The sequence below is a fragment of the Pseudarthrobacter sp. 902506025 genome, from assembly GCF_040702325.1.
Lineage (GTDB): Bacteria > Actinomycetota > Actinomycetes > Actinomycetales > Micrococcaceae > Arthrobacter.
The window spans coordinates 177,227-189,320 of record NZ_JBFBKW010000005.1 but is presented as its reverse complement, the minus strand read 5'-3'; the positions used below and the strand labels follow the sequence as shown (position 1 = coordinate 189,320).

The window sequence follows — 12,094 nt, the reverse complement described above, 5'->3', positions numbered from 1 at the left end:
GCCGCATGGCAAAAAGATGGAGCGGGGACGGGCGTGGGCGCGGTGCCCTGGCTGCGGTCGCCGGCTGCCTGGCGCTTCTCCTCTCCGGCTGCACGCCCAGCGGGGGCAGTGCCGGATCCAGCGGGGCCCCGCTGGCCCTCCTTCCCGCCACGGTGGCGGCCGACCCTTCCACCGGTACGGCCGGAGCGGCGCGGGAAAAACCGGACAGTCCCACGGCCCCTCCAGCCCCCGGCACCAACGCCGGGCCCGCGGCTCCCCCGGTGACGGCATATTTCGTGATGGTGGACGACGGCGGCAGGCACGGTGTCCGCTTCGGCTGCAATGACAGCCTGGTTGGCTCCGCCCAGCCGGGAGGCTCCGGGGACGCCCGGCTCAAGGCGGCAATCGGCGCCCTGCTGGGTGGCGGCCGCCCGCCCGCGAACGCCTACAACGCACTGGGCTTTTCCCGGCTGACGTTCCTCTCCGGGAGCTTCGACGGAACCACCGTCACCGTTTACCTTTCGGGAACGCTGAACCAGGGCGGAACATGCGACCTTCCCAGGATCGAGGCCCAGCTGACCCAGACCGCCCTCGAAGCCGTGGGTGCCATCAGGGCCGACATCTACATCAACGGCGAAAGCCTGTCGGACTATCTGAGCCTTGATTAGCACGCCGCCCGCCGTAAACCGCGCATAAACAGATGTTGCCTCGGAAGCAACAACGGGCTGTATCCTGACTCTGTGACCCACGAAACACTTGACGCCCCGGCCGGAACGCTGCCCGCCGAAGCCATCGATGCGATCGAGCGCGCGGCCACGTCCGCCCACCGCCACGAGGGACTGTTTTCCGAGCGGGCGGCCAACATCCGCCAGTCGGCCGTCCGGGATGTTTTCGACATCTCGATGCGGCCGGGACTGGTTTCCCTGGCGGGCGGAAGCCCGTACCTGCAGTCACTTCCCCTGGACCGCCTGGCAGCGACGGCGGCAAAAATCATTGCCGACGACGGACTCACGGCCCTTCAGTACGGCGCCGGGCAGGGTACCGCGGAGCTCCGGGCACAGATCTGCGAGGTCATGGCCGCCGAGGGAATCCTGGATGCCCTGCCGCAGAACGTGGTGATCACGGCAGGCTCACAGTCGGCCCAGGACGTGGCCACCAAGCTCTTCTGCAATCCGGGAGACGTGGTCCTGGTGGAGGATCCCACCTACGTGGGGGCGCTGAACACCTTTGAGGCCTACCAGGTGCGGGTGGAGACCGTGGAGATGGACCAGTACGGCCTGGTCCCGGAGCTTCTGGAGGCGCGGATCGCGGCCCTGCAGCTTGCGGGCAAAAGCATCAAGTTCCTCTACACCATCCCCAACTTCAACAATCCTTCCGGGATCACGCTGGCCAGGGAACGGCGCCAGCAGATGGTCGATATATGCCGCAGGGCGAATATCCTGGTCCTGGAGGACAACCCCTACGGACTGCTGCGCTTTGAAGGTGAGACTTTGCCTCCCCTGCGCGCCGCCAACCCGGACGACGTCATCTACCTCGGCTCCTTCTCCAAGATCTTCGCCCCCGGCCTCCGCATCGGCTGGGCCCTGGTGCCTGAACACCTGCAGCGCCGGTATTACCTCGCCGCGGAATCGGTGACGCTCTGTCCGCCGGCCCTGAACCAGATGCTGGTCTCCGCCTACCTGCGCGACTACGACTGGAAAGGCCAGATCGAAACCTACCGCGGACTGTATGCCGAACGCTGCCGCGCCATGCTGGCAGCGCTCAAGGAGTACATGCCGGCGGGGACCACCTGGACCAGCCCGCAGGGGGGCTTCTTCGTCTGGGTGACCCTGCCCGAAGGCGTTGACACCTACCCGCTGCTGCACAAGGCGATCGATGCCGGCGTCGTGTTCATCCCCGGCGCCGCCTTCACGCCGTCGGACGAACCGTCCAACAAGCTGCGGCTCGCGTTCAGCGCCGTTCCCCCCGACGCCATCGCCGAGGGTGTGCGCAGATTGGCGCCGGTGCTGCAGGAAGCCATGGCGGCGCTGTAGCGTAAGCCACACGAACGCCGAAAGCCGAGCAAAGGAGCATGCATATGGGTGGAATCATCGTCGTAGGGGTTGACGGCAGCGAGACCGCGAAGAGGGCGGCGGAGTCGGCCAGGAACCTGGCTGCAGGACTGGGCGCTTCACTGCACGTCGTGTCAGCCTTCGACAGCGACCGGACCGAGGTCTTCGGCAGCGGCAGCGACCGGTGGATCGTGTCCGATGCCGACGCCGCAGAGCAGGTGGCACGGACCGTGGCTGAGTCGCTGGGCCGCGACGTCCCGGTCACCTATTCCGCAGCCCGGGGACGGCCCGCAGACGCCCTCATCAAGGAAGCCGTCCGCATGGATGCCCGCGTGATCGTCGTGGGAAACCGGCGCATGCACGGCATCGGCCGGGTCCTTGGCAGCGTGGCCAACAGCGTGGCCCACAACGCCCCGTGCGACGTGTACATCGCCAACACCTACGACGCCGACTAGCGCGGGGAAGCCCTCCTGGGGTAACGCAGGACACCCCCCGTGGTGGCGGATATCGCTGCGGGGGGTGTCCGTTCTCACCGCCATATCACCGATTCAGCTGCTGGCGCAACGATAAAATTGGATGGGCCCCAAAGGCGTGGACACTGCCGAATCCACCCCACAGCGAAGGGCTCCCCTTGATCACCTTGCAGCGCCGCCAGCTTGTTGGCCACGACATCCTCCTGGCCCGCCACGGCAACCACATCAGCTCCATGCGGGTGGACCGCAGCAATGACCGGGTGGTTGCGCTCCTTGATGACGGCAGCCTGGACAGCGCACCGAACCTCATCACCCCCGGGCTCCAGCTTCCGCAGACCGTGCGCAGCGTCCTGCGCGAGGACTGGAAGCTCCTGAGCGCCTGGGCCGGCATGGCCGCGCTCATGGGCGGCCTGATGACCGCTGCCGCTGTTGTGCTGGGAACCACCGCGGATCCGGCCATGCTCGAGGCTTTCACCGCATACGCCGCCTACTAAGCCCGGTTGGGAGCCTGAACGTTCAGGCCACCAGCCAGCCCTGCAGCAGCCACCAGATCCCGGCCATGACCAGCCCGCCGAAGAGCGATCCGGCCACCACCTGGGCCAGGGAATGGGCCCGCAGCACCACCCGTGACCAGCTGACTGCCGGGATCAGGAGCAGCAGCGGTGCCCACGCGGCGCCGAGCATCAGCACTGATACGACGGCGGCGCAGGATACGGCAGCGGCGTGGCCGCTCATCTTCCAAAACGGACTGACCACCGCCAGTACCGCCACGCCGCCCACCACCGCCAGGACCATCGCAAAGACGCTCTCCGGCGCATCCACGGCGCCCAGTACCAGCAGCCCCACGGCGATGCAGCCCAGCGCCATCAGCAGCACGGGTGCACGCTGCTTCCGGTCGCTTACATGGTGGTCCGTGACCTTGCCCAGCCTGACCAGGACCAGCAGCACCATCAGCGGGAGCACGCACACGAAGAGGGCCGCCAGCGCGCCGTAGCCGATGGTTCCCGGGAAACCCGGCTGGGCCAGCGGGCTGATCAGCAGCTGCAGGGAAACCACCACCGGAGGCTGGAAGACCTCCGTCAGCCACCTGGCTGTGCGGTTCCTGACCCGGATTGCCCCGTTGTCTATTGCCACGTCCTGACCCGGCGCCCTAGTCCAGGAGGAGCGCGGGCTCCTCCAGGATGGCTGCGACGTCGGCCATGAAGCGGGCGGACAGGTCACCATCCACCACGCGGTGGTCGAAGGATCCCCCGAGGGTGGTGATCCAGCGGGGAATCACCTCTCCGTCCAGGACCCAGGGCTTCTGCTTGATGGTTCCGAAGGCAACGATGGCCACCTCGCCCGGATTGATGATGGGCGTCCCGGTGTCGATGCCCAGGGCGCCGATGTTGGTGATGGTCAGCGTCCCGCCCTGCATCTGCGCCGGCTGGGTCTTCCCCGCCCTGGCCGTGGTGGCCAGGTCGTTCAGCGCCAGGGCCAGCTCCTTCAGTGACAGGTCCTGCGCATTCTTGATGTTGGGCACCATGAGGCCGCGCGGAGTGGCCGCGGCAATGCCCAGGTTCATGAAGTGCTTGACCTGGATCTCGGCGCTGCCGTCCTCGTTGTCCACCCAGGCTGCGTTCACGCTGGGGTTCCTTGCGGCGGCCCAGATGACGGCCTTGGCAAGGATGAGCAGCGGCGAGACCTTGATGCCCTCGAAGTCCCGGGAGGCCTTGAGTCGCTTAACGAATTCCATGGTGCGGCTGGCGTCGACGTCCACGAAGATGCTGACGTGCGGTGCCGCGAACGCCGATTCCACCATCGCCTTTGCCGTGGCCTTGCGGACGCCCTTGACCGGAATGCTTTCCACGCGCTGGTCCTGCGGCTTCCCGGCCTTGCCCCAGAAACCGTCCGCCTTGTCCAGTTCGGCGTCGCGCTGCGCCTGGTAGCTCACCAGGTCCTCGCGCGTCACCTCTCCGCGGGAACCGGTGGCAACAACGTCGGCGAGATCGATGCCGAGGTCGCGGGCAATTTTGCGGACCGGGGGCTTGGCCAGCACCCGGTTGACCAGGCCCGTGATGGTGCCGCCAAGGGTTGGCCGGGTGTCGACGGCGGCGGGTTCCGCGGCGGAAACCTCGGCGGGCGTGCGGGGCTGGACAGGTTCAACCTCGGGGGCGTTGACCGTCACGGCAGCCGCCGGTGCAGTCTTCCGCGGGCGCCGCTTGACGGCGTCGGCCTTGGGTCCTGAACCCACCAGGGGAGCGGCGGACGGGGTACCGGCACTCCCGGTCTCCCCCGCATCCGCTGACAGCTTGCCGTAGAGCGGCTGGGCAGGAAATTCAGCGGGAGTAACGGCGGCGGGGACAGCCTGGGGCGCGCGGACGTCGGCGGGGGTCGGGTCCCCGGAAACTTCGTCGCTGACGCTGATGATGGCGGTCCCGACGTCGACAGTCACCCCTTCCTTCACCAGCAGTTCGGTGACTGTTCCGGCGAAGGGGGACGGCAGCTCCACGATCGACTTTGCGGTTTCGATCTCGCAGATGACGTCATTGACGGCGACGGTGTCGCCGGGCTTGACCTTCCAGGAGACGACTTCCGCCTCGGTGAGGCCCTCGCCGACGTCGGGCAGGTTGAACTTGTTCAGGGTCATGGTGTCCTCAGTAGGAGAGGGCGCGGTCCAGCGCCTCCAGGATGCGGTCGATGTCCGGAAGGTAGTCTTCCTCCACCTTGGCAACGGGGTAGGGCATGTGGAACCCGCCGACGCGGATCACGGGCGCCTCAAGGGAGTGGAACGCCCGCTCGCTGATCCGGGCTGCGATCTCGCCGCCGATTCCGCCGAACGTGGGAGCCTCGTGCGTGACGATCAGCCGCCCGGTCTTTTGGACGGAGGCGGTGACGGTGTCGAAATCGATCGGGGAGATTGACCGGAGGTCGATGACCTCGATGCTCCTGCCGTCCTCCTCCGCTGCGTTCGCGGCTGCCAGCGCCACGGGCACCAGGGGGCCGTAGGCCACCACGGTGGCGTCGGTGCCCTCACGAAGGACGTGGGCCTTGAACGGATCCTCCGACGGCCCGGGTGCCTCGACATCAACGTCGCCCTTGAGCCAGTAGCGGCGCTTGGGTTCGAAGACGATCACCGGGTCCTGGCATTCAACGGCCTGCTGGATCATCCAGTAGGCGTCATGCGGATTTGACGGGGTGATGATGCGCAGGCCCGCCGTGTGGGCGAACAGTGCCTCCGGGGATTCGGAGTGGTGTTCAATGGAGCCGATGCCCCCGCCGTATGGAATCCGGATGACCACGGGCACGCTGAGGTTGCCGTTGCTGCGCGAATGGATTTTGGCGAGCTGGGTGGTGATCTGGTTGAAGCCGGGGAAGACGAAGCCGTCGAACTGGATCTCGCAGACCGGGCTGTATCCCCGGAGGGCCAGGCCGATGGCGGTGCCGATGATCCCGGACTCGGCCAGCGGGGTGTCCACCACGCGGTCCGGGCCGAACTCACCGATCAGCCCGTCCGTGACCCGGTAGACGCCGCCGAGCGGACCGATGTCCTCGCCCATCAGCAGTGATTTGGGGTGTGCGGCCAAAGTGGCGCGAAGGCCTTCGTTGATGGCCTTCGCGATGGTCATGGTGGTCATCAGTGGCCTGCCTTTGCTGCCTGCCCGGCGGACTCTTCCTCGCCGGCGAATCCTGCGCTGTATTCCTCGAACCACGCCAGTTCCTCGGCGACCAGCGGGTGGGCCTCCCTGTAGACGTTGGCGAAGGCCTGCCGGATATCCGGGTTTTCGAGGTCGTGGGCGGTACGCCGGACGTATGCGGCCAGTTCGTCGCCGTCGGCCTTGACCTTGGCGAAGTAGGCGTCGTCTGCAAGGCCCTCGGCACGCAGGTACTTCTCCAGGCGCGCAAGCGGGTCCTTGGCGCGCCAGGCGTCTTCCTCCGCCGACTGCCGGTACTTGGTGGGATCGTCTGCCGTGGTGTGCGCCCCGACCCTGTAGGTGAAGGCTTCGATGAGGACCGGCCCCTTGCCCTGGCGGGCGTGCTCCAGGGCCCACTCGGTAACTGCGTGCACGGCGATTACGTCATTTCCGTCGACCCGGATGCCGGGGAACCCGTAGCCCTTTGCCCGGTTGGACAGCGGAACCCGGGTCTGGACGTTGGTGGGCACGGAGATGGCCCAGTGGTTGTTCTGGCAGAAGAACACCACGGGGGCCTTGTAGGAGGAAGCGAACACCATGGACTCATGGACGTCGCCTTCCGAGCTGGCGCCATCGCCGAAGTACGCGATGACGGCGGCATCCGGCTCCCGGCCTGCCGCGTTCGATGCGGCGGCAAGCTTCTGGTCACGCTGGATCCCCATCGCGTAGCCCACGGCGTGGAGGGTCTGCGCAGCCAGGACCAGCGTGTACAGGTGGAAGTTGGTGTCCTTTGGGTTCCAGCCGCCGTTGGAAACACCGCGGAACTGGCGCAGGAGTTCGGCCAGGTCCACGTTGCGCGTGAGGGCCACGCCGTGCTCGCGGTAGGTGGGGAAGATGTAGTCCTGCGGCTGGCTGGCCCTGCCCGATCCGATCTGTGCTGCCTCCTGGCCGGTCAGCGGGACCCACAGCGCCAGCTGGCCCTGGCGCTGGAGGGCGGTCGCTTCGACGTCGAACCGGCGGATCGCGGCCATGTCGGCGTACAGGCCGCGGAGGGCCTCAGGGGTGAGCTTGTCCGCGTAGTCGCTGAAGACCGGATCGGTGCCCAGTTTCCCGTCGGGGCCGAGCAGCTGCACCATCTGGGCCGCGGGCTCGCCCATCACGGCTTCAGCATCGGCTTCCCGCTGGTCGTCTACCGCTGTTCCGTCGAACTCGGTGGAAGGCAGATGAGTGCCCATACCGTCTCCTTGCTTGCCGCATCCGGATGCAATGCAATGTCGCTGGGATATATGCCGTACGGGGAATACATTCCCGGCACGGCATATACATTGGCTTACTGATCCTAACTTTATCTTCGGTAAGTAGCGGGAGGGCTACTTGTTAAGTGCTAGGAAGTTGCCGGTGCCTTTGTATAGTCGGCACACAACTGGAGGAATCGGGTATTCGCTTCGGGTTCTCCGATGCTGACCCGCACGCCCTCTCCGGCGAATGCCCGGACGGACAGGGCGCGTGTCCCCGCCAGCTCTGCGAAAGCAGTACTTTCGGCGCCAAGCGCGAGCCAGACGAAGTTTCCCTGGGCATCCGGGACCGCCCAGCCCAGGTCCCGGAGACCCTCGGTTACCCGGGTCCGCTCATCCACGAGTTTTTGTACCCTTTCCACAACCTGGGCGTAGTTCTCAAGGGAAACGATTGCTGCCTTTTCGGCTATCTGGGATACCGCGAAAGGTGTTGCGGCGACCCTGAGGTACTGGGTCAGTCCGGGGTGGGAGACGCTGTAGCCAACGCGCAGCCCGGCCAGGCCGTGTGCCTTGGAGAAGGTACGGAGCACTACGACGTTGGGATATTTCCGGTAAAGGTCGATCCCGTCCACGGCGTCCTCCGCCCTGACGAACTCCTGATAGGCCTCATCGATGACCACCACCACGTCTGCCGGGATGGAGCGGATGAACGCTTCGGTTTCGACTGAAGTAAGGGCAGGGCCGGTGGGGTTGTTGGGCGTGCAGAGCAGGATGACTTTGGTGCGGGCGCTCACCGCGGCCGCCATGGCCTCGAGGTCATGCCGTCCCTCGGCGGTCACCGGAATGCGTACGCTCTCTGCGCCTGCCAGGCCCACGCTGATGGGGTACGCCTCAAAGGACCGCCACGCATAGATGACCTCGTCCGCTTTGCCGTCCTCGTTCTGGCCGGCAAAAGCAGCCAGGATCTGGTTCAGGGCACCCAGGCTTCCCGCTCCAGTGACGATGTCCTCCGCCGGTACGCCCAGGAAATCCGCGAGCGCCGCGCGGAGCTTGCTGCTCAGCGGGTCCGGGTACCGGTTGAAGTCCGTCTGGCCGGCGATGGCCTCGAGGACGGCCGGGATGGGCGGCAGCGGGTTTTCGTTGGAGGACAGCTTGTAGCTGGCAAGACCGCTGACGGCGGCCGGCGGTTTTCCTGCCGCGTAGCGGGGCAGCCGGTCCAGCACCGGGCGGGGGGCGATGCCGCCCGCCCTGGTATCAGATGAAGTCATGGCTCCTAGCCTACGTCCAAGGTCCCGTGGGAATCCGGGGGGCCAGCCCCCGAAAAATCGGGGCACGCCGCGATCCTCCCCCATGGGACGGTATGGAAGCATGGTGCCATGGCTTCATTCATCCTTCGGGTCATCGTCAATGCCGCAGCCCTGTGGGTGGCCAGCTGGCTGCTGCCGGGAATGGACATCTCCAGCACGGCGGCATCTGATGCCGTAGCCAGGACCGGCATTTCGCAGGACACCGGGACGATCGGCATTGTCCTGGCCTACCTGTTCATCGGCCTTATCTTTGGCGTGGTCAACGCCTTCGTGCGGCCGCTGGTGCGGCTCCTCGCGCTTCCCATCACCATCCTGACCCTTGGCTTGTTCGCCATCGTCATCAATGCAGCCATGCTGTACCTGACGGCCTGGATCAGCAGTTACACGCCGGTGCACCTCACGATCGATTCCTTCTTCTGGACTGCGCTGCTGGCCGCGGTCATCATCTCGCTGGTGTCCCTGGTGGCGGGTTTGCTGCCGGGCGGCCGACGCTGACTCCCCGGCGCATCGCCCCTCTTTCGAAGAGCCCCTCCCCCGGGAAGCCCTGCCCTCCCGAGTAGGAGGACGGCGGAGAACAGGTACCCCCTAGGTACCGCTCCCCGGAACAGCAGGAAAAACTCCAGTACCTGCCACCCATGACCCCCACGGGACCAGCCGCCTAGGCTGCAAACCGGGCCCCAAGAGGCCCGTTGCTGTCAGTTCCGGAAAATGGGGGCCCACCATGAAGCCCATAAGGTTGCTGCTCGCTGCCTGCCTGCTTATGACATGGCAGGCCGGCCCCGCCCATGCAGAATCTGACCCTGCCCTGCAGGGCGGCGGCCCTTTGGGCAATGACATCTCCTGGCCGCAGTGCGGCTCTGATCTTCCGGCGCCCCCGGCATTTGCGATCGTGGGCGTGAACGGCGGCCGCCCGGACACGGTCAACCCGTGCCTGGATGCCCAGCTGGCGTGGGCGGACCAGAGCGCGGAGTCGGCCGGTGGAACGCCGGCGGCGGTGTATGTGAACACGGCCGCGACCGGGCCCGCGGAGGGGTTATGGTGGCCCGCAGACAACACCTACGGTGGCGCCGCCGTCAGCAACCCGTATGGATTGTGTGACGGCACCGCGTCCCCGGCCTGCGCTTATGTTCACGGCTACGCCATGGCTGCCGTTGATGCCGCAATCCTGAAGGGGGTGGACGGCGGCGGGGTACGCCGGCTGTGGTGGCTGGATGTTGAAACCGGAAACAGCTGGTTATGGGACAAGGCAGCCAATGCAGCTGAGCTGGAAGGCATGACCGCCTACCTGCAGGGGACCGGCGCGGATGTGGGGATCTATTCCACTTCCTACCAGTTCGGCGAGATTGTGGGCGGGGTAAGTCCTGGCAGCAACCTGTACGCGCTCCGGAACTGGTTGGCCGGCCCCGATTCGGCCTGGTCCGCCAGGGAATATTGCGCGTCCGACCCCCTGACCCCGGGCGGGACCGTCACCACAACCCAGTTCACCGAGAACAACCTGGACTACAACTACCGCTGCCCGGGCGCCCCTCCGGCACCCGCTCCGGCGCCCGTTCCAGCACCCCCTCCACAGCCTGCCCCGCAGCCCTCCCCACCTGCCCCGCAACCCGAACAGCCCCGCTCCACCCGGTACGTGGAATTGCACGCCGCCCAGATTTCGTAAGGGCGGCAACAGCCAGGAGAATCAACACCTACCTGGCCCCCGGCTGCGGCCGCCCGGAAAAGGGATCCCTCCGGTCCATGGGCGGAGCGGGCGGCGGAGGCTTCGACAAGGAAAAACGGGTGGCAGTGGCCGCCCCGCCGGCGCCCAGTACCCCGCCCAGTACCGCGGTGGACTGGACCAGCGACGGATCCTTGCTGGCGCCCACAAGCTCCGCCGCCTCCTCGTAGCCGGTCAGCCGGTGCCCGGGCCCCAGGCCGGCGTCTTCTCCGCCGCGCACGTACAGGTCATTGGTTACGGTCACGGTGACCTGGTTCCGGGCGTCCCGGTTGGGCAGGCCATCAGTGCCCGGCACCCAGTCCGTGCGGTGTTCGAGGTGAAGCGTGCTGACCTCCGGCGGGGGCGCGATGCGGGCAACGGGAGATCCGGCAGTCAGGACGTACTTCATGCGGTACTCCCTGAGGACGTCCTCGTCCGCCGCCAGGTTCATGGCATGGATGCCGCCCTGGCTGTATCCCACCGCCACCACATCAGCTCCCGGTTGCGCACCGGCGGCCCGAAGTGCCTGGAGGACAGCGGCATTCACCTGTTCCGAGTTGCCGCCCATCCCGTCGACAATGCCGGAAAGATCGAAAGGATTGGTGCCGTGGTCGGCGTCGTTCATCTGTGTCCCGGGAACCACCACGACGTAGGCCTTTCCGCCGCCGGTATCCACCTCGATAACTTCGATGTAGCCGCTGCCGCGCTCCTCAATCAGCCTGACCCGCTCAAGCAGCCCGGCGGGGGTGGCGTCAAGGTCGATGCGCAGGCGCTCTTCCTGCCTGACTGTTACAGGGCCTGGGCGCAGCGACGGGACGAGCCAGCCAACCGCCGGCTTGATGCCGGGAAGGACCGTCACGGCGTTCGCCAGCACTGATTCAGTGGCATCACCGTTCAGGAAGCCTGTCCGCCAGAAATCCACGTGCTTCTGCAGTTCCACGTCCGGTTCCGACAGACCCAGCATCCACTGCATATGGGCAGTGGATTCGGCCATTTCGTAATCCCACCTGCAGCTGCGCACCTGTCCACTGATCCGCTGCAGTTCCAGGCGGACTTTCAGGACCGCATCCCGCGCCTCCCCCACCGCGATCAGCGCCGCAGAGCCTGTGGCGCGGGGCTGATCCTGGTAAGGACAAAGCTCCTGCCAGGCCCCGAAAAGCTCTGCCTCAACAGCGGTGAGCCCCCTGGCGAGCCCATCCAGCTTCGCGGCCCCCGCCTCCAGTTCCTCCAGCTGCACCGTAATGCCGCCCACGCCTCCGGATATTGTCAGGATTCCGTCCGGAGGAGGCGGCGAAACATGAAGGGGACCGCCTGAGCCGGAGGGAGTTGCGTCCGCCATCAGAACCGTCCGTCAGCTGGACAATCGGCTGTCAGGGCTGCCTGGGCATGGACGGCCACCGCGGCAGAAGCCTCCCGGATCCGGTCCAGGGCCCGCCGTACTGCCACCGCCTGAAGGCTCACGGAATCCCGGTATGCCTGTCCGGCCGGCGACTGCCAGTCCTCCAGCTGGATCTGGTGAAATCCCGACAGCACCTCTTCGGTCCGGTCCGAAGACCGGGCCACCTTCCTGCCTACTTCCTGGACTGCGAGGCTGATGCCCAGCCCGCCACCCCATATCCCGTCCACCAAACCGTCCCCCCGTCCCAGCTTCCTGCCCGCCGTCCGTCCCGGCCTCCCCGGCCGGACAATCCGCCCCAACCGCGCTGCTCCCAACGCTAGGCACGCGCCGCTGCCCACGT

The 12,094-nt window shown here is 66.7% G+C and carries 13 protein-coding genes; 6 read left to right on the top strand and 7 right to left on the bottom strand.

Features of this window, described 5'->3' with window-relative positions:
• Positions 1 to 5: 5 nt before the first annotated feature.
• The 4 genes from AB0280_RS12140 to AB0280_RS12125 all read left to right on the top strand — a co-directional run bounded on the left by AB0280_RS12140 (position 6) and on the right by AB0280_RS12125 (position 2,997).
• Positions 6 to 647, top strand: coding sequence for a GerMN domain-containing protein (locus AB0280_RS12140; protein ID WP_366367360.1), 642 nt, complete (start codon positions 6 to 8; stop codon positions 645 to 647).
• Between the two features lie 72 nt (positions 648 to 719).
• Positions 720 to 2,012, top strand: a complete 1,293-nt coding sequence (locus AB0280_RS12135) for a PLP-dependent aminotransferase family protein (protein WP_366367358.1) — start codon at positions 720 to 722, stop codon at positions 2,010 to 2,012.
• A 44-nt stretch (positions 2,013 to 2,056) separates the two neighbouring features.
• Positions 2,057 to 2,485: a universal stress protein gene (locus AB0280_RS12130; protein WP_159629650.1), complete on the top strand. Its 429-nt coding sequence runs from the start codon at positions 2,057 to 2,059 to the stop codon at positions 2,483 to 2,485.
• Between the two features lie 176 nt (positions 2,486 to 2,661).
• Entirely contained in the window at positions 2,662 to 2,997 is a 336-nt protein-coding gene (locus AB0280_RS12125) for a hypothetical protein (protein WP_159629648.1), read from the top strand.
• A 22-nt stretch (positions 2,998 to 3,019) separates the two neighbouring features.
• On the opposite strand, the gene AB0280_RS12120 is transcribed toward AB0280_RS12125, so the two are convergent.
• From AB0280_RS12120 to AB0280_RS12100, 5 genes are all read right to left on the bottom strand, one after another.
• Positions 3,020 to 3,637, bottom strand: coding sequence for a phosphatase PAP2 family protein (locus tag AB0280_RS12120; RefSeq protein ID WP_366367356.1), 618 nt, complete (start codon positions 3,635 to 3,637; stop codon positions 3,020 to 3,022).
• 16 nt (positions 3,638 to 3,653) lie between these two features.
• Positions 3,654 to 5,132: a dihydrolipoamide acetyltransferase family protein gene (locus AB0280_RS12115; RefSeq protein ID WP_366367354.1), complete on the bottom strand. Its 1,479-nt coding sequence runs from the start codon at positions 5,130 to 5,132 to the stop codon at positions 3,654 to 3,656.
• A gap of 7 nt (positions 5,133 to 5,139) precedes the next feature.
• Entirely contained in the window at positions 5,140 to 6,120 is a 981-nt protein-coding gene (locus AB0280_RS12110) for an alpha-ketoacid dehydrogenase subunit beta (RefSeq protein WP_366367353.1), read from the bottom strand.
• Positions 6,120 to 7,352: a pyruvate dehydrogenase (acetyl-transferring) E1 component subunit alpha gene (gene pdhA, locus AB0280_RS12105; protein ID WP_159629640.1), complete on the bottom strand. Its 1,233-nt coding sequence runs from the start codon at positions 7,350 to 7,352 to the stop codon at positions 6,120 to 6,122. The genes AB0280_RS12110 and pdhA overlap by 1 nt, the downstream gene beginning before the upstream one ends.
• A 149-nt stretch (positions 7,353 to 7,501) precedes the next feature.
• Positions 7,502 to 8,620: a histidinol-phosphate transaminase gene (locus AB0280_RS12100; protein ID WP_366367352.1), complete on the bottom strand. Its 1,119-nt coding sequence runs from the start codon at positions 8,618 to 8,620 to the stop codon at positions 7,502 to 7,504.
• 108 nt (positions 8,621 to 8,728) lie between these two features.
• On the opposite strand from AB0280_RS12100, the gene AB0280_RS12095 reads away from it, so the two are divergent.
• Both AB0280_RS12095 and AB0280_RS12090 read left to right on the top strand, forming a co-directional pair.
• A complete protein-coding gene (locus AB0280_RS12095) occupies positions 8,729 to 9,154 on the top strand; it encodes a phage holin family protein (protein WP_159629638.1) in 426 nt (141 codons plus the stop codon).
• Between the two features lie 226 nt (positions 9,155 to 9,380).
• Positions 9,381 to 10,319, top strand: coding sequence for a hypothetical protein (locus AB0280_RS12090; RefSeq protein ID WP_366367351.1), 939 nt, complete (start codon positions 9,381 to 9,383; stop codon positions 10,317 to 10,319).
• A 28-nt stretch (positions 10,320 to 10,347) separates the two neighbouring features.
• Here the strand turns inward: AB0280_RS12090 and AB0280_RS12085 are convergent, their stop codons facing one another.
• Entirely contained in the window at positions 10,348 to 11,607 is a 1,260-nt protein-coding gene (locus AB0280_RS12085; protein WP_366367349.1) for a hypothetical protein, read from the bottom strand.
• A gap of 86 nt (positions 11,608 to 11,693) precedes the next feature.
• Positions 11,694 to 11,981 (bottom strand): hypothetical protein, encoded by a 288-nt coding sequence (locus AB0280_RS12080; RefSeq protein WP_224023758.1) that lies wholly within the window; start codon positions 11,979 to 11,981, stop codon positions 11,694 to 11,696.
• Between the last annotated feature and the right edge of the window lie 113 nt (positions 11,982 to 12,094).